This window comes from Thermococcus sp. 4557 (assembly GCF_000221185.1).
GTDB lineage: Archaea > Methanobacteriota_B > Thermococci > Thermococcales > Thermococcaceae > Thermococcus.
The window spans coordinates 1645448-1661258 of record NC_015865.1; the positions used below are offsets into that span (position 1 = coordinate 1645448).

The 15811-nt window shown below is 56.5% G+C and carries 18 protein-coding genes and 2 tRNA genes; 8 read left to right on the plus strand and 12 right to left on the minus strand.

The genetic code is table 11. The features are described 5' to 3' along the window. Positions 1 to 48 precede the first annotated feature (48 nt). Complete coding sequence (locus GQS_RS08675; protein WP_014013310.1) at positions 49 to 1371, plus strand: glycosyltransferase; 1323 nt, start codon at positions 49 to 51, stop codon at positions 1369 to 1371. Between the two features lie 5 nt (positions 1372 to 1376). Continuing rightward, positions 1377 to 1745, plus strand: a complete 369-nt coding sequence (locus GQS_RS08680; RefSeq protein ID WP_014013311.1) for a DUF2304 domain-containing protein — start codon at positions 1377 to 1379, stop codon at positions 1743 to 1745. Here GQS_RS08680 and GQS_RS08685 read toward each other — a convergent pair. Genes GQS_RS08685 through GQS_RS08695 form a run of 3 tightly spaced genes read right to left on the minus strand, consistent with a single transcriptional unit; the run spans position 1738 to position 3431 of the window. After that, entirely contained in the window at positions 1738 to 2271 is a 534-nt protein-coding gene (locus tag GQS_RS08685) for a cytidine/deoxycytidylate deaminase family protein (protein WP_014013312.1), read from the minus strand. The genes GQS_RS08680 and GQS_RS08685 overlap by 8 nt on opposite strands. 6 nt (positions 2272 to 2277) lie before the next feature. Further along, positions 2278 to 3060 carry a M48 family metallopeptidase gene (locus GQS_RS08690; RefSeq protein ID WP_014013313.1) on the minus strand — a complete coding sequence of 261 codons (783 nt, stop codon included), beginning with the start codon at positions 3058 to 3060 and terminating at the stop codon, positions 2278 to 2280. Between the two features lie 5 nt (positions 3061 to 3065). Beyond that, on the minus strand, positions 3066 to 3431 hold the full coding sequence (locus GQS_RS08695; protein ID WP_014013314.1) for a BlaI/MecI/CopY family transcriptional regulator: 366 nt from the start codon (positions 3429 to 3431) through the stop codon (positions 3066 to 3068). Positions 3432 to 3569: 138 nt separating this feature from the next. Between GQS_RS08695 and GQS_RS08700 the strand changes: the two genes are divergently transcribed. Continuing rightward, positions 3570 to 3647 (plus strand) — tRNA-Arg (locus GQS_RS08700). Between the two features lie 583 nt (positions 3648 to 4230). Here GQS_RS08700 and GQS_RS08705 read toward each other — a convergent pair. Continuing rightward, positions 4231 to 4308, minus strand: a tRNA-Val gene (locus GQS_RS08705). A gap of 42 nt (positions 4309 to 4350) precedes the next feature. Next, entirely contained in the window at positions 4351 to 5145 is a 795-nt protein-coding gene (dph5, locus tag GQS_RS08710; RefSeq protein WP_014013315.1) for a diphthine synthase, read from the minus strand. Between the two features lie 103 nt (positions 5146 to 5248). Here dph5 and GQS_RS08715 point away from each other — a divergent pair, with 103 nt between their 5' ends. Beyond that, positions 5249 to 5980: a helix-turn-helix domain-containing protein gene (locus tag GQS_RS08715; RefSeq protein WP_014013316.1), complete on the plus strand. Its 732-nt coding sequence runs from the start codon at positions 5249 to 5251 to the stop codon at positions 5978 to 5980. Positions 5981 to 5982: 2 nt separating this feature from the next. Here GQS_RS08715 and GQS_RS08720 read toward each other — a convergent pair whose 3' ends face one another. Beyond that, positions 5983 to 6768, minus strand: a complete 786-nt coding sequence (locus GQS_RS08720; protein WP_014013317.1) for a 4-phosphopantoate--beta-alanine ligase — start codon at positions 6766 to 6768, stop codon at positions 5983 to 5985. A gap of 204 nt (positions 6769 to 6972) precedes the next feature. Between GQS_RS08720 and GQS_RS08725 the strand changes: the two genes are divergently transcribed. Further along, positions 6973 to 7815, plus strand: coding sequence for a sulfide/dihydroorotate dehydrogenase-like FAD/NAD-binding protein (locus tag GQS_RS08725; protein ID WP_014013318.1), 843 nt, complete (start codon positions 6973 to 6975; stop codon positions 7813 to 7815). Then, a complete protein-coding gene (gene gltA / locus GQS_RS08730) occupies positions 7816 to 9252 on the plus strand; it encodes an NADPH-dependent glutamate synthase (protein ID WP_014013319.1) in 1437 nt (478 codons plus the stop codon). An 11-nt stretch (positions 9253 to 9263) separates the two neighbouring features. Here gltA and GQS_RS08735 read toward each other — a convergent pair whose 3' ends face one another. After that, the gene (locus tag GQS_RS08735) at positions 9264 to 9728 is read right to left on the minus strand and encodes a hypothetical protein (RefSeq protein WP_014013320.1); all 465 of its coding nucleotides are present in this window, start codon (positions 9726 to 9728) and stop codon (positions 9264 to 9266) included. A 284-nt stretch (positions 9729 to 10012) separates the two neighbouring features. Then, positions 10013 to 10963 (minus strand): hypothetical protein, encoded by a 951-nt coding sequence (locus GQS_RS08740; RefSeq protein ID WP_014013321.1) that lies wholly within the window; start codon positions 10961 to 10963, stop codon positions 10013 to 10015. A 62-nt stretch (positions 10964 to 11025) separates the two neighbouring features. On the opposite strand from GQS_RS08740, the gene GQS_RS08745 reads away from it, so the two are divergent. Continuing rightward, a complete protein-coding gene (locus GQS_RS08745; protein WP_014013322.1) occupies positions 11026 to 11925 on the plus strand; it encodes an MBL fold metallo-hydrolase in 900 nt (299 codons plus the stop codon). On the opposite strand, the gene GQS_RS08750 is transcribed toward GQS_RS08745, so the two are convergent. After that, positions 11917 to 12714, minus strand: a complete 798-nt coding sequence (locus GQS_RS08750; protein ID WP_048056562.1) for an SDR family NAD(P)-dependent oxidoreductase — start codon at positions 12712 to 12714, stop codon at positions 11917 to 11919. The two genes, GQS_RS08745 and GQS_RS08750, sit on opposite strands and share 9 nt — an antisense overlap. An 86-nt stretch (positions 12715 to 12800) precedes the next feature. Here GQS_RS08750 and GQS_RS08755 point away from each other — a divergent pair, with 86 nt between their 5' ends. Continuing rightward, a complete protein-coding gene (locus GQS_RS08755) occupies positions 12801 to 13973 on the plus strand; it encodes a nicotinate phosphoribosyltransferase (protein ID WP_014013324.1) in 1173 nt (390 codons plus the stop codon). An 86-nt stretch (positions 13974 to 14059) separates the two neighbouring features. Here the strand turns inward: GQS_RS08755 and GQS_RS08760 are convergent, their stop codons facing one another. The 3 genes from GQS_RS08760 to GQS_RS08770 form a co-directional block, all read right to left on the minus strand. Further along, the gene (locus GQS_RS08760) at positions 14060 to 14263 is read right to left on the minus strand and encodes a ferredoxin (protein WP_014013325.1); all 204 of its coding nucleotides are present in this window, start codon (positions 14261 to 14263) and stop codon (positions 14060 to 14062) included. A gap of 132 nt (positions 14264 to 14395) precedes the next feature. Further along, entirely contained in the window at positions 14396 to 14926 is a 531-nt protein-coding gene (locus tag GQS_RS08765; RefSeq protein WP_014013326.1) for a metal-sulfur cluster assembly factor, read from the minus strand. A gap of 63 nt (positions 14927 to 14989) precedes the next feature. Further along, complete coding sequence (locus tag GQS_RS08770) at positions 14990 to 15730, minus strand: hypothetical protein (protein WP_014013327.1); 741 nt, start codon at positions 15728 to 15730, stop codon at positions 14990 to 14992. Positions 15731 to 15811 lie beyond the last annotated feature (81 nt).

Consider the following 15811-nt stretch of genomic DNA (forward strand, 5'->3'; position numbering starts at 1 on the left):
ACCCCTTGCTTGTAGGAACGCCCAAAAATAAACCCTTCGGTGGACGGCATGGACGTGAGGCTCGTAGTCTTCGACCTCGATGGAACGCTCGTTGGTGCTCCAAAACCCTTCACTCAACTCAAGGAGGAGCTGAAATCCCGGCTCCTGGCGGAAGGAATACCCGGGGAGACCCTCGAGGATCTCACTCCGATGTACGAGAACCTTCATAGGATAGCGGGGGAAACGGGCAGGGACTTCGGGGAGCTGTATTCTCATATGGTGGAGCTTGAAACCGAGCGCATATCGGAGAGCTTTCTCTTTGAGGGAGTCAGAGAAACCCTGGAGTTTCTCAGGGAGAGGGACATCCGGATGGCGGTGATGACCCGCAGCTCCAGGAAGGCGGCCCTCAGGGCCCTTGAGATGCACGGCATAGCGGGATATTTCAGCGTGGTGTCCACGCGGGACGATGTCCCCCCTGCGGAGCTTAAACCGAACGCCGGTCAGCTGAAACGGATAATCGAGGCCCTCGGCGTTGAGCCGACCAGAACCCTCGTAGTCGGTGACCACGGCTACGATATCCTGCCGGCGAAGGAGCTTGGGACGCTCTCGGTCATGATAACTTCCCACGAGTCCGGAAGGATGAGCTTCTCCGTCGATGTGGAGCCTGACTTTGAGGTTCCAACGATGAAGGGGTTCAGAAGTCTGGTTGAGGCCCTTCTGGACACGTATATCGTCGTCCCCGCCTACAACGAGGAGCGCATGGTTGGCACCGTTCTGGAGGACCTGCTGCGCTACTTCAGGCGCGACGAGATAATCGTTGTCAACGACGGCTCCCGCGACAGGACGGAGGAGATAGCCCGCTCAAAGGGCGTTCATGTTCTCACGCACCTGGTCAACAGGGGGCTCGGCGGTGCCCTCGGCACGGGCATCGCCTACGCGCTCAGGAAAAACGCCCGGCTGATCCTCACCTTCGATGCCGACGGTCAGCACCTCGTGAGCGACGCCCTGCGCGTCATGAAGCCCGTCGCGGAGGGTAAAGCGGACTTCGCGGTCGGCTCCCGCCTTAAGGGTGACACCAGCCAGATGCCGTTTATCAAGCGCTTCGGCAACTTCGTCCTTGACGCGATAACGGCGGTTTTTGCCGGGAAGTACGTCAGCGACAGCCAGAGCGGACTCAGGTGTTTCAGCCGCGACTGCGCGGCCAGGATAAGGATAACCTGCGACAGGTACGCCGTTTCGAGTGAAATCATCATTGAGGCAGCCAAAGGCGGGTGCAGAATAGTTGAGGTTCCTATAAAGGCGGTTTACACAGAGTACTCGATGAAAAAGGGCACCAACATATTTGAGGGCGTTAAAATCGCGCTCAATCTGCTGTTCGATAAGCTGAGGTGATGGATATGTATGCGGTCCAGTACATAGCTATAGCGGTCGTCCTCATCCTGATGGTGTACGTCCTGGGCAGGTATGGCCGCAGGGAGTTCGAGTGGGGCGACTTTCTCTTCTGGGAGGCCATACTTATCGGTCTTCTGGTGGTCTCTATATTCCCGGTTCAGATAGCCAACGAGATCAGAAAGCTCCTCGGCCTTGGGAGGGGCCTCGACGCCCTGTTCGTCATAGGAATCGGTCTCTCCTACATACTCGTCTTCAAGGTTTACCTCGCCGTGGACAAGACCGAGCGCGAGATAACCGAGCTGACGAGGAAGGTCGCCATAGAGCTTGAAGAGTTGAACAGAAGGTTGGAGGAGATTGAGAAAAAGCTCAAATGAACTCCCCAAAGAGTTCCTCCAGGAACACTTTAACGCGCTCCTTTGGCAGTTTGAACTGCCGTATCTTCACTATTCCCTTCCTCTGGGCCTCTCTCAGCAGAATCTCCGTTGCCTCGTTGGGGTACATCTCCTCGTAGACTATCTCCTTTATTCCGGCGTTTATAACCAGCTTGAAGCAGATGTCGCAGGGGAAGTGGGTGACGTAGAGCGTCGCTCCCTCGAGGCTTATGCCCTTCCTGGCCGCCATGGCTATTACGTTCTGCTCCGCGTGAACGGCCCTGTGGCAGTGCCCATCGACTATCAGGCAGCCGGCGTCGATGCAGTGGTCCATTCCGCGCGGGGCCCCGTTGTAGCCAGTTGCGAGGATGTAGCCGTCCTTGACGGCGACGGCCCCAACGCGGAGCCTCGGGCAGGTGGCACGGAGGGACACGAGCTTCGCTATAAGCATGAAGTACTCATCCTTGGTAGGCCGGATTCGCTTTATCCTGTCCGCCTTCTCCCTGTCCAGGAAGATTTCAACCGGCATGGTTCATCACTGCATGCGCTTATTGAACATGTTGTTTCCGTCAATCTCGATGATTATCCGGAATATCCTCTCATCGTAGCTGGGGTGGGTCTCGATTATTTGAACCTTCTGCTTCCTCTCGATTGACGGCTCGATGCTCGGGAGCACGCTTGATTTGATGCCGACGCGGAGGTCCTCGTAGTACTTCAGCTCCTCCAGGGCGCGCTTGAGGTTCATCGGTGTGTCGAGGAGCCTCAGGGCGGTCTCGTCCGCCTGGAACTCCCGCTCTTTGTGGAAGTTCGCGCGGGTCACCTCATAGAGGCCAAGGAGCGTCAGTGAGGCGGCGCTGATAACGGCGCTTCTTGTTAGGAGCATCAGGATCGCGGTGAACATCACCATAAGGTACCTTCCGTAGGCAAGAACCGGGAAGGTCCTTGTATCGCCGTTCTTTATGTGCCCCAGCTCGTGTGCGGCCACCGCCAGTATCTCCTCCTGATCGAGGACTTCGAACAGGCCGAGGGAGAGCACTATCGTGTTCTTGAATGAGTACGCGTTGGGGATATACTCGTCCAGTATGTATACCCTCGGCATCGGCAGGCCCGCCTTCCTGGCCATCTCTGCGATGCCGTCGTAGAGCCATGGCATCTCGCTCCGCTGTAAGGGAACGTACTCTCCCTTGATGTCGTGGGTTGAGACCCAGGCGTAGAGCGCCAGCACGGTCCCGAAGGCCACCAGCGATATTTCAAGGCCCAGCTCGGCCAGTGCTATCACTGCCAGAAGGACCTCAAGGGCCATTATGATGAACAGCATTGTCATCACTTCTTGATCTTGGACAGGTAAGCGTAGGTCGCCTCCTTGAAGTTCGTCATAAGGGCATCCAGTATGCTCTGGACGACCTTTTCCTCAAACTCCTCTCTAGTGGAGGTTATGGTGTAAACGTACCTCATTCCACCCCGTCCCTTCTCAACGCTCCTCTTGAGCAGCCCTCTCTCGCAGAGGCGGTTCATGAGTATGCTTATGGTAGAACGCCTTATGTCTGGGTGATTCTCCTTCATGTACTCGTAGACCTGGCCGGCCGTTGCCACCTTGACCTTCCACATGTGCTCCATTATCTCCGCCTCGAGCGGCGGGAGAACTGCCTTCATCCCCTCCTCGGTAAGCTTGAACTCGTGCGGCTCCATGTTACCACCATCCTTCTCTAATGTATGATAGGGTGTCGGGGCTAAAAAGTTTTTGTGCACTTGGGTATTAATGTGTACAGCGTTCCATTTTGAGAAGAATTAGATTTTTAAATCCCCGCCGGGAATAACTATGGGCATGGGCCGGTGGCTTAGCATGGATAGAGCGTCGGCCTCCGGAGCCGAAGGTCGCGGGTTCAAATCCCGCCCGGCCCGCCAGTAATACAAACTTTTGCCCTGCAAAAGTTTGATCAAAAGTGGGTGATTCTTTTTCAACATTGATTCCCTGAGAATGGGTTTTGGGTTTAAAGTCTGCTTTTGAAACTTGGATTAGCCCCATGGCTTTTTCTCGTGAGGGTTCGACTTCAACCCGCGCTCCTCCGGAGCGCTAAAAAAGCCGAACCTATCAAGGGTTACCTTTTTTGGAATGAATCCAGCCAAAATTGCAGATTTCAACTGAAAACCCCCCGTTGCCTAGCGAATTCTAAGTAAGGAATCACGAACTTTGATGAAACTTTTCGTCAGAAAAGCAAACTTTGCTCTGCAAAGTTTGACCAAAATGTTCCCTTTTTGTCAAGTTGGCTGGAGCCTAGAGCGTGTACTTTAAAATTTGCCCGTGAAGAGGGTTTAACTTTAAAACAGGCTGTTGAACAGGTTTCATTTTTATTCTGGCGTTCGAGGGACGCCTTGTGGGGAGTGAAACCTTGTGAGACTAGCAACTGAAGAGTAAACCTTGGGAAAATAAGCACTTTAGAATTGCACGCGCTCTTTCCGTCAACGCTTTCGTTAGAAAGGGTTGATGTGGTGGGCCCGCGGGGGTTCGAACCCCGGACCTCCGCCGTGTGAGGGCGGCGTCATAACCAGGCTAGACCACGGGCCCGTCCCCGGAATAATGGGTGGGGGGAGAAATATAAAGCTTTCGCTAGATTCCGTCGAGTATCTCTTTAGGGGCCCCAGCGAAGGCCACCAGGTACTCGGCCTCGACTATGTGGAGCCTGCCCGGAACGACCATCACGTGGGGCTGCCTTCCGAAGTCCTCCCCGACCATGTCCCGAACGTAGCCGGCCCTGAGCGTCGGGTTCAGAGAACCGGCCCTTGCGAGGATGACGACCAGGGTATCGGGGGTGAAGACGTTTTCCTTCTTCATCTCCTCCACCCGAAGCAGTATCTCCATCGCCTCGTTGGCCGTCATGTATCGGTTCTGGTCGGCCTTTATGTCGAGGAATAGCATCGTGTGAAGGCCTCTCTCCACGTTCTCCTTTATCACGTCGTAGTGGCTCGTCGGGAACCAGTTCTTCTCAGGATAGGCAACGGTTGCGCTCTTGCCAAACTTGTATATCTGCAGTCCGGTTATCGCTATCGCCGAGTAGATGCTCGGGGCGTGGATGACGTAGCTCTCGATTCCGAGCTCCTTGGCCCTTATCCTGAGGTCGGAGTGCGTCGTCGCCACCATCGGATCGCCGGCGGTCAGAAAAGCCACGTCCTTCTCCTTGGCTTCACTCAGCACGATGCGCTCGAAGTGGAGCTCAACCTCCTCCCTGCTGAGCCTCCGGATGGGCTTTCCGATGAGCTCCTCGACTTTGTCCAGTGTTGTTCCTGCCAGAAGGGACGTGTAGAACTCGGCAAAGACTAGGTCGCATTTTCTGGCGGTTTCAAGACCTTTGAGCGTGATGTCCTTCTCGTCGTAAAGGCCAAGCCCTATGAAGTATATCGCCATGAGCCTCACCGGGGAGCGTAGGGCGGGGAGTTTTTAAGCTTGCGGGAGAGAATGTTAGGCAATTGCCGAAAAGCTTATAACGATTGACGAACACTTTACCAACATGCTTGAAAAGGAGAAAGAAGCCCTGGCAAAGAGGATAGCGGGGGAAATAACCCTCTCCTCCGACCCCGGTAAAACCATGCGCAAATGGCGTGAGATATTCGGAATCAGCCAGACGGAGCTCGCCGAATACCTCGGTGTTTCTTCTTCGGTCATAAGCGACTACGAGGGCGGCAGGAGAAAGAGCCCCGGCGCGTCCACGATACGGAAGTTCGTCGAGGCCCTCCTTGAGATAGACGAGAAGCGCGGTGGAAACGTGATCCGCGCATTCAGCAAGACCCTCGGCAGCGAGCTTCCCACGAGCGCCATACTCGACATCAGGGAGTTCGCCCTCCCGATAACCATAAAGGACCTCGTTGGGGCCGTCAGGGGAGATGTCGTCGCCAACATGCACCTCCTCGACAGGCGCATATACGGCTACACCGTCGTCGACAGCATAAAGGCGATCCTCGAGATGAGCAGCGAGGAGTTCCTCAAGCTCTACGGCTGGACGACCGAGAGGGCGCTGATATTCACCAAGGTAACAACCGGCAGAAGCCCGATGATAGCGGTCCGCGTTCAGGGGCTCAAACCGGCCGTTGTCGTTCTCCACGGGGTCAAGAAGCTCGATGAGCTCGCCGTAAAGCTCGCCGAGCGTGAGAGGGTTCCGCTGGTGATATCGAACGTTGGAAGTGAGGCAGAGCTCATTGCCGGCCTTAGAAGGCTGGTAGAAAAGACAGATAAGGAGTTCTGAGCTCACTCCAGTGTCTTCTTCCTCCAGACCCCCCCTTCGGCCAGCCTGGTCAGCCTGCGCTCCATGTGCATGAGCACGTCGCTCAGCGTTTTTTCGTTGCTGTACTCCTCCAGAATCGCGAGGAGCTCTCCGCGGCTGTAGTCCTTCATCTCCCTCGCCAGCTCCGTCATCCTGGGATACGCGCGGACTATGTTGTCGACGATTGTTATGTCGGCCATCCTAGCGGAGCGTGAAAGCGGGTTGAGGTCAACGGTGATCACGAACTTGCCCATCCTGACGAGGGCCTCCGTTCTGTCGCCGTCCTCCAGCGGGACAACGACTACATCGGCCTTCCAGATTCCCTCCTCGTCAACCTTTCCCCTCTCATGCTCCAGGCCCGGAATGCGCTTCGTGGGATTTATCCCCAGGAGCTCCACATCGGGGTCGTGCTTCCTCAGCTCCTCCGCTATCGCCCTAACGCGCTCTTCCGTGCGGTAGAATAGGTTTATCTCGAGCTTGGCGTTCAGCGCTTTTGCCAGCTCTATCGTCTCCTTTGGAACGAGTGCCGCGACGTTGCCGTTGACCGAGATGACCGGGTGCTTCGCCAGGATCAGCTTGGCGACGGCGGCTTTTATCGCCCTCTCGGCCGGCTCTATCGTCCTCTCCCCGATGAGGTAGTCGAAGGCCTCACCGCGGCCGTGGGCTATCAGCCCGGCCTTGGCCGTCATTCCCTTCTCCATTCCCTCGATGATCTTTTCCCTGTAGTACAGGCTCCAGTAGCGCGGGTGGCTCTTCGGTATCTCCACCATCTCAATCACCGGTTACAGTTACGTGCTCATGCTAAAAAGGCTTCCCAAAGCGAAAGACCCCCACTGCCGGCTTAAAAGAAGGACGCTCCGGCCTTGTTTTGGGCGAAAAGGAGTTTTAAACCTTTGGTTTAAAAAACTGTTATAAACCTAAAGTTTAAAACCAAAGGTGAACAAAACTGTTCATATGTACGGGAGGTTTCATCCATGTACCGAATTACCGCGAAAGAAGAACTGGATGTTAGGGATTTCTTTATGGAGGTCGAGGCGCCGCACGTGGCAAGGGCCTGGAAGCCGGGTCAGTTCGTTGTTTTGCTGATACACAAGAAGGGCGAGAGAATTCCAATGTCCATCTACTACGCCAACAGGGAGACCGGAAGGATAGGAATGTTCATCAGGAGGCACGGAAAGACCACCTTTGACCTCTGGGACAACTTCGACGTTGGCGATTCCCTCTACGCGGTCGCGGGCCCGCTTGGAAAGCCCATCGAGGTCAAACACTACGGAAACGTCGTCTTTGTCTCCGACGCCGTCTGTGGACAGGCCGAGAACTACGCCACTCTCAAGGCGATGAAGGAGGTTGGAAACTACACGATCTCCATCCAGACCTTCGAGGACAGGGCCCACTCCTACCCCGAGAAGTTCCTGGCAAAGCCCGCCGCCGACGAGTACTACCTCACCACGGAGGACGGCTCGCGCGGAATCAAGGGACACTACCTCGACGTTCTGAAGGAGCTCATCGAGAAGGACAAGGTCGACATAGTCTTCGGCGGAGGAAGGCTGGGCTCGCTCAAGAAGCTCGCCGAGCTGACCAGGGAGTACGGAATCCCCACCATAGTCACTGTCAGGCAGATAATGGTGGACGGAACCGGCATGTGCGGCTCCTGCAGGATACTCTACGACGGCGAGATAAAGTTCGCCTGCCGCGATGGGCCGATGTTCGACGCCCACAAGGTGGACTGGGACGACGTCATAAGGCGTGACAGCAGGTTCGTTCGCGAGCAGGAGATAGCCAAAAAGCACTACCTCGAGTCCAGGGGGGTGGTCTGAATGGCGAAGCCAAAGCTCATCAAGGAGCGCGTTCCCACACCCGAGAGGCCCGTTGAGGAGCGCGTTAAGAGCTTCGTTGAGGTCAACCTCGGTTACGACTTCGCCTCCGCGCTGAAAGAGGCGGAGCGCTGCATACAGTGTCCGCCGGAGTACGCCCCGTGTATCAAGGGCTGTCCCGTTCACATCAACATCCCGGGATTCCTGAAGGCCCTCCGCGAGAACGCTGACAACCCGGACGAGGCCGTCAAGAACGCCCTGCGCGTTATCTGGAACGACAACACCCTGCCCGCTGTTACGGGCCGTGTTTGCCCCCAGGAGGACCAGTGTGAGGCCCCGTGCGTCATGGGCAAAGTGGGGGACCCGATAAACATCGGAAAGCTCGAGCGCTTCGTGGCCGACTACGCGCGCGAGAGGGGAATCGACCAAGAGCTTCTCAAGGAGTTCATAGCCGAGACCGACGGGAATGGCAGGGTTGCCGTCGTCGGCGCCGGACCCGCTGGCCTAACCTGCGCCCTCGAGCTGGCGAAGATGGGCTACAAGGTCACCATCTTCGAGGCCCTTCACGAGGCAGGTGGAGTGCTCATGTACGGCATCCCCGAGTTCAGGCTGCCGAAGGACATACTCAAAACCGAGCTGGAGAAGCTCGAGAAGCTCGGCGTTGAGGTGAAGACCAACTACATCGTCGGCAAGACCGTCACCGTCGAGGAGCTCCTTCAGGAGTACGATGCGGTCTTCATAGGAACGGGCGCCGGAACGCCCAAGCTGCTCAACATACCGGGAATCCTGCTCGACAGGATTTACAGCGCCAACGAGTTCCTGACGAGGGTCAACCTCATGAAGGCCTATCTGTTCCCCGAGTACGACACGCCGATAGCCGTTGGGAAGAAGGTTATCGTAATCGGTGCCGGAAACACCGCCATGGACGCGGCGCGCTCCGCGCTCAGGCTCGGCGCCGAGGTTACGATCGCCTACCGCCGCGGAAGGGAGGATATGACGGCCAGGCTGGAGGAAATAGGCCACGCCGAGGAAGAAGGCGTCAAGTTCGAGTTCTTCCTCAACCCGGTCGAGTTCATCGGCGACGAGAACGGTAAGGTCAGGGCGGTTAAGTTCGAGAAGATGCGCCCGCTCGAGGAGAGGGACAAGCGCGGAAAGAGGAAGATAGTCGGAACCGGCGAGTACGTGACCCTCGAAGCCGACACCGTCATCATAGCCATCGGCCTTGAGCCGAACAAGATACTCCTCGAGGAGAGCGGCTTTAAGGCCAACCCGGACGGAACGCTGATCGTCGACGAGAACCTGATGACCAGTATCCCGGGAGTCTTCGCCGGTGGCGACGCGATAAGGGGAGAGGCGACGGTTATTCTGGCTATGGGAGACGGAAAAAAGGCCGCGAAGGCGATAGACGAGTACATAAAGGACAAAAAGACCAACGCGTGATTCCTTTCTTTTTACCACTGCCTTTTTCTATCCCCCACGAAGAACTTCATGAAGCCGGAGAAGTCCTCACCGCGGAATGCCGCGTAGAGGCTCTGGGTTTCCTCCGGCGTCAGCCACTCGATGTGCTCCGGAATGCCCTCCTCGAGGAGGTAGAGTATCTCGTCGTCCTTTCTTGCCACGTCCAGGGTGTAGATCTTCTTTCCGTGCTTCCTGGCTATCTCGATCTCCCTGACGACCAGGGAAGTGAACTTGCCGACTATGGCTATCGCCACAAATATCTCGGCCTCTGGTATCAGGTGGTCGGTGGTTCTGAGGCCGTAGTCGGAGGGGATTACAAAGTTGTTGGAGCCGAGCTTTTCCTCGAGTATCTCAAGGATGGCCTTCTCGGTGTGGGTGTGGTAGAGTATCGTGGGCTCGCTCAGGTAGACGAGCGGGCCGTAAGTTTCCTTCTTCTTTTTCTTGAAGAATCCAAGCATGGGACCACCTCAGGTGGGGATAATGTCATCATCTTGGCATCAGGAGGGATGACACTCTTCATCGGTTCGCAACCTAAATTTACCCCGTTTAGGCCTTTTTTCGGTCAAAGGGGCATTTTCGGCGGAGTGGGCGTCATCGGTCAAAGGGGCCATATTACCCCCACTTCCCTAGAGGTGGTGGAAAAAAGAGGGTTAATAAGCTTTTGTCTAAATGTCACCAACTCCCGACCCCGCCCTGAGGGACGAGGCTTTCAAAAGAAAAAATGTCAAACGCCGAATGGGCACTATTGCCCCTCCCCTGCACAGAGGCGGCCCTCCTGCATGCATCGAATTTCATCGCCGGTGGTGTACCTCAAACTCGGAAGCTCGAAGAGATATTCAAAGGGGGAGCCGAAGTAGCCGTGCAGGGAATAAAAGTGGTCCATCTCTCCAAAGCTCTCGAACCTCCGTATCCTCGCCACGCATTCCTCCGGGGGAACGTCCCCACGCAGGGGGCAGTATCCGTCCAGCCGCACGGACTCCGACGTCCCATCCCCTGAGGTTTTCAGACCAATCGGCGGGAACCAGTCGTAGAGCTCCCATTTGCCCTCATCGGGGTAGTATACAGTCAGGAAGGCGTGTCCGGGAACCATCGTGAGGAAGTACCTCGCCCTTATCCCGTGCTCACGGTTTATCCTGGAGATTACGGCGTACGCCACGACGTGCCAGTCATCGCAGTCCCCGCAGTGGGTCACAACGTACCTCGGGTCCTTCGTGGGGCCTCCTGCGCAGTATTTTGCCTTTTCCACCATCACCTCGTAGGCCGTCCCCCTGAGATAGAGAACGTACTGATCAGAGGGAACGTGCTTCTCATCCACCCTCCCCTTGGCCTCGGCTATTACGGAGGTCACGAAATTCTGAACGGGGGTAGAGTTCAGTATCCCGGGGAGGTCCTCCCTCGGAAAGGCGGTGTAACTCCAGTACGGGTAAACGTACGAGGTGTTCTGAACCTTGGCCAGGTGATAGTCGTAGGTATGCTCCAGAAGGCTCTCAGAAACGCTCTTGTCCACCGTACCGGCCATCCCGAGGTAAACGCCGAGGACATCGTAAACGGCCTCGATAAGATTCGTCGCAAAATCGTCCCAAGGTTCCCCCACCACCGGAATCTCCCTTAACCGTCCCGTGTTGTGGCCAACGAGACTTGTCATGAGGAAGAGCACGATCAGGGGAACCGCCGCTGCACGGTACACTCCCATGGCGAATTCCGGTTACCCCAAAGGGATTTTAAGGTTTTTGCCGATGAAAAGACGGTGGTGACATGCGAATCGTCCCTCTCGCCTCCGAGAGCCTCGGTGTGAGGAGCCTGGCAGTCTTCGTTGAAGCATCCGGGATAAAAGTCCTCATAGACCCCGGCGTTGCCCTCGGGCCTAAGCGCTACGGCCTTTCCCCTGCGAAGGTCGAGATAGAGACGCTCCATAGAATGCGCCGCAAGCTTCAGGGCTACGCCCGAAGGGCGGACGTGGTCACCATCTCCCACTACCACTACGACCACCACACGCCTTTCTTTGAGGGCCTCTACGAGAGCTCCAGCGAGGAATGCGCCAGAGAAATCTACTCCGGAAAGCTCCTCCTCATAAAGCACCCGAGGGAGAACATCAACTTCAGCCAGAGGAAGCGTGCCTGGGCCTTCATGAAGAACGTCGAGCCGATAGCGGAGAGGATAGAGTTCGCGGACGGGGGGAGCTTCGACCTCGGCGGCGTTACGCTGGAGTTCTCCCCTGCAGTTCCTCACGGGAGTGATGGCTCGAAGCTCGGCTTCGTGGTCATGGTCATGATCGACGACGGCTTCCGCTTAATCCACGCCAGCGACATCCAGCTCCTCAACAGGAAGGCCGTTGAGTGGATAGTGGAGAAGAATCCGGACCTGCTCATCACGGGCGGGCCGCCGACCTACCTCGGGAGGCGCGCCGAGGGCAGCTGGGAAACGGGCATCAAGAACCTCAACGAGATAATCCGCGAAACCGGTGCCGAGATAGTACTCGACCACCACATCATCAGGGACAAACGTTATCCGGAGTTCTTCGGTGAGCTGGAGGAAACCCCAAAGACGTTCGCTGGTTATCTGAAGGTTGAAGACAGGCCCCTTGAGGCCTACAGGCGGGAGCTTCACAAAAGGGAACGCGGAGAAAGCGTCGAGCTGCCCTTCAGGTTAGGTTGAGAGGAACCCACCATCAACTGGAATTACAGCCCCGTTGACGTAGCTCGCCAGGTCGCTCGCCAGGAAGAGCATGACCCTCGCAACTTCGTCGGGCTCTCCAAAGCGGCCCATCGGGAGGCGCGCGTTGAAGTTGAACGAGATGCCTATCTTCTCCATGTCAAACTTCATTATCGCCTCCTTTTTCAGCTTTCTGACGCCCTCTGTCTCTATGCCCCCCGGGACCACCACGTTGGCCCGGATTTTCTTGCCGTAGTCCCTCGCTATCGCCCTGGTGAGGGCAACCACGCCAAGCTTGGCCGCGTCGTAGTGGGCCAGTCCCTTTGCAAAGGGTAGAAACGCCTCTATGGAGCTCACGTTGATTATGACTCCTCCCCTGTCCTTCCTCGCCCGGACGAAGTGCTGGCACATCCAGAAGACGGAGTCGAGGTTTATCGCCATGACCCTCTTGTAGAACCCCTCATCGACCTCAGTGAAGTCCTTGAACCAGTAGACGCCGGCGTTGTTCACGAGGATATCCGGCTCCCTGCCCTTCAGGGCCTCCCAGAGCGCGTCCACCTCGATCTTCTTCGAGAGGTCAAGGCGGTGAATGCCAACCTCAACGCCGAACTCCTCGGCGAGCGCCTTGGTCTCCTTCAGCCCGAACTCGTCTATATCCACGAGCTCCAAGTCTGCCCCGGCCTCGGCGAAGCGAAGCGCCGTCGCGCGGCCTATTCCCGATGCCGCGCCGGTTATCATGGCCCGCCTCCCCCTCAGGGAAATAAGTTCGGAGAGCGGTTTCGTTCCCGTCATAGTTCATAGTTTGACGTTATTCCCAATAAGGTTTGTCATTGGAAATCCTTAAATCCGATGGCGAGAACTCCTATCCGGTGAGAAAAATGAGGGATTTCTACATCGCCCACGAGGACGATATCAAAGCGGGAAAGACCACTGACGTTTACTTCATCAGGACGAAGAAGATACTCGTCGAGAAGGGCATCCACCGGAAAGTTTTCGCCGACGTGACAACGACTTCCCTTCCGAAGGGCTGGAAGTGGGGGGTTCTGGCGGGAATTGAGGAGGTTGCAAAGCTCCTTGAGGGGCTCCCCGTGAACGTCTACGCAATGCCGGAGGGAACGATATTCCACCCCTACGAGCCCGTCCTTCAGATAGAGGGCTACTACAAGGAGTTTGGAATCTACGAGACAGCTTTGCTGGGAATGCTCAGCCAGGCGACGGGAATAGCCACCGCCGCACTCAGAACGAAGATAGCGGCGGACTTCAAGCCCGTCTACTCCTTCGGCATAAGGCACATGCACCCGGCAATAGCGCCGATGATTGATCGCTCGGCCTTCATAGGCGGCTGCGACGGTGTCAGCGGCGTTCTGGGTGCGGAGATGATGGGGGAGAAGCCCGTCGGCACGATGCCCCACGCACTCATCCTCGTTGTCGGCGACCAAGTGAAGGCCTGGAAGTACTTCGACGAGGTCGTTGAGCCTGAGGTTCCGAGAACCGCTTTGGTGGATACGCTCTGCGACGAGAAGTTCGAAGCGTTGATGGCGGCTGAAGCGCTTGGCGAGAGACTTGCCGCGGTCAGGCTTGACACCCCGAGCTCGCGGAGGGGCAACTTCAGGAGGATAATCGAGGAGGTCCGCTGGGAGCTCGACCTCAGGGGTTACAAGCACGTCAAAATCCTCGCCAGCGGCGGTCTCGACGAGGAGAGCATAAGGGAGATTGTGGACGTTGCAGACGCCTTCGGCGTCGGTGGCTCCATAGCTTCGGCGAAGCCCGTTGACTTCTCGCTCGACATAGTTGAGATAGAGGGGAAGCCTATAACCAAGCGCGGCAAGCTCAGCGGAAGGAAGCAGATATACAGGTGTGAGAACGGCCACTACCACCGCGTTCCAGCGGGCAAAAAGCTCGAGCGCTGCCCTGTCTGCGGGGCGAAGGTTGAACCGCTTCTCAAACCGCTCATCGAGAACGGTGAGATAGTGGCGGAGCTGCCGAAGGCGAGGGAGATAAGGGAGTACGTCCTTGAGCAGGCAGAGAAATTCAACCTGAGCCTGGAGTGACTTCCTTTTCTTTCAAATCTTCCGGAATTTTCCTTCCAGAGAACTCCCAGAAAAGCTGTGTTCAATGAAGGGAAAAAGAAGAGGCTTCAGGCCTCCTCGACGTAAATGCAGCTGACCGGGCAGGCCTCAGCGGCCTCAACGGCGCAGTTGTAGAGGTTCTCGTCCTCGATAACCTCGACGATGACAACGCTCTTGCCCTCATCGTTCATCTCGAAGATGTCCGGGCAGAGGCTGGCACAGATGGCATCTCCGATACAAACGTCCTGGTCAACCCTAACCTTCCAAGCCATGGGAACATCACCGGACTTAGATGAACCCAGGCGAATATAAACTTTTCGTCGGCGGAACGGACGCTGAGGGACGAAAATACGTAGAAAAAGGGAGCAAGCCGCCCGTTGATGAACAAAAATTGACAGAATGGGTCAGTAGAGTCCAAGCCTCTTCTTGTACTCCGGGCTGATTCTGTCGGGCGTCCAGGGCGGGTCGAAGGTTAGCTCGATTTCGGCGTCCTTAACGCCGGGGATTTCGAGAACCTTGTCCTCAACCGCGCGAAGAATCCACATCGTGAGCGGACAGCCCGGGGTCGTCATCGTCATTTTCACGTACACGGTTTTATCCGGCCTGACATTTACCTCGTATATGAGGCCGAGGTTGACGACATCGATGCCGATTTCGGGGTCTATGACCTCCTTGAGCTTCTCAAGAACGAGCTCCTCGCTCAGCTCGGCGTTCTCTTCGGCCTTCATCTCCCTCTCGCGGTTTATCGTTATAGTGCCCACTCCTTCAAGCTTTCCGAGCTCCGCGTTGAGCCTTATCAGCACGTCGTCGATGTTAGGGGTGTCCTTCGCGAGGGTAACGGCTACGTCCCCCTTCTCGTTCACCTCAACGGATTTTACGAACTTCTCGTCAACGATCGCTTTAACGACGTTCTCAACTTCCTCTTTCGTAACCATTATTCACCACCTGGGTGAAGTTCAGGATGACAGATTTAAACCTTTTGGGTCAGAAATGAGTAACTACCTGGACAGCACGTCCAGTATCAGCGCCTCGGCCATCTCGGGGCTTATCGATCTGGCGCGGAGCTCGCGGAGAATCCTTTGAATGGCGAAGCGCTTTACGCTCGGCGCCTTTCTGAAGGTCTCCCAGAGGAGGGGACAGCCGAATTTGAGGTCGTATCTGCCCCCGATGATTTCGATTATCTCTGCCTTGTCCAGGGCTAAGAACGCGGGAAGGTTCAGGGTGACGATTTCCCTGGTTTCATAGATCGAGATGAGGCCGGAGCTGAGCAGATCGCCGCTGGCGAGGATTTTTATCCCGTTTTCCTTCGCGTACCCCTCCACGGCGGCCATCACCATCGAGTGGCACTTGCCGCAGACCGGCGCACCCTTCTCCATCTGGGCCGTGATTACCTCAAGGTATCCGGGAACCTCGACGAAGACAGCCCCCAGCCTCTCGGCCCTCTCGACGACCGCCTCACTCATCTGGGGAAGCCTGACCGTTACAGGTACTGCCTCAAAGCCCGCCCAGCGGAGTATTTTGAGCGCGGCAGTGCTGTCGGAACCGGCGGAGAAGGCGAGGGCTATTTTTACGCCTATGGGGGAGCGGTCGAATTCCTCTCCGGTTAAGCGGTACTCGATGAGAGCCCTAAGGCGGGAATAAACCCTCTCCCCGATTTTCCCTCTAACCCTCTCAAGGGCCTCCAGGTTGTACTCGAGGCGGTAGCGCTTGATGAAGTCGTCTCCCACTGGCTTTATCATCGAAGGCCACTAAACGCCCCACTTATTAAACTTGCCGCTGGGAAAACCTTAAAAGAGGCCCACCCTAACCCCGTTCACGAA